This window comes from Herbaspirillum sp. ST 5-3, assembly GCF_004804275.1.
GTDB lineage: Bacteria > Pseudomonadota > Gammaproteobacteria > Burkholderiales > Burkholderiaceae_D > Noviherbaspirillum.
The window spans coordinates 1-1007 of record NZ_STGI01000039.1; the positions used below are offsets into that span (position 1 = coordinate 1).

The window sequence follows — 1007 nt, forward strand, 5'->3', positions numbered from 1 at the left end:
TACACGCCGCTGTGGCTCATGCGCCAGGCAGGACGCTACCTGCCCGAATACTGCGCCACGCGCAAGCGCGCCGGCTCCTTCCTCGGGCTGGCCAAGAATCCCGAGTTCGCCACCGAAGTCACGCTGCAGCCGCTGGACCGCTACGCGCTCGATGCCGCCATCCTGTTCTCCGACATCCTGACCGTGCCCGACGCCATGGGCCTGGGGCTGTATTTCGCCGAAGGCGAAGGCCCGAAATTCGAGCGGCCCCTGCGCGACGAAAAGGCGGTGCTGGCCCTGCGCGCCCCGGCGCTGGAAGAACTGCAATACGTGTTCGACGCCGTCACCCGGATTCGCACCGAACTGCAGGGCCGCGTGCCGCTGATCGGCTTTTCCGGCAGCCCCTGGACGCTGGCCTGCTACATGGTCGAAGGCGGCGGTTCGGACGACTTCCGTACCGTCAAGGCCATGCTGTACGACCGTCCCGACCTGATGCACCACATCCTCAAGACCAATGCGCAGGCGGTCGCGTCCTACCTGAACGCGCAGATCGATGCCGGCGCGCAGGCCGTGATGATTTTCGACACCTGGGGCGGCGCACTGGCCGACGGCGTGTACCAGCAATTCTCGCTGGCCTACATGCGCGAGGTGGTCAGCCAGCTGCAGCACGAGAAGGACGGCGTGCGCATTCCGGCCATCGTGTTCACCAAGGGCGGCGGATTGTGGCTGGAAGAGCTGGCCGACATCGGCGCCGATGCGGTGGGTGTGGACTGGACGGTGAACCTGGCGAAGGCGCGTGCGCTGGTGGGCCACAAGGTGGCGCTGCAAGGCAACCTGGATCCGAACGTGCTGTTCGCGGGGCTGCAGCAGATCCGCGCGGAGGTGACCAAGGTGCTGGAATCCTTTGGCAAGCCGGCGGCGGGCAGCGGGCATGTGTTCAACCTCGGGCACGGCATTTCGCAGTACACGCCGCCGGAAGCGGTGACGGTGCTGGTGGAGACCGTGCATGAGGTGAGCCGCGCGATGCG

1 protein-coding gene is annotated in these 1007 nt (G+C 66.7%); it reads left to right on the plus strand.

The genetic code is table 11. The annotated features are described in order from the left end of the window. Positions 1-1007: uroporphyrinogen decarboxylase (gene hemE, locus E6W33_RS26860; protein WP_136420446.1), on the plus strand; the 1007-nt coding region annotated here is incomplete at both ends.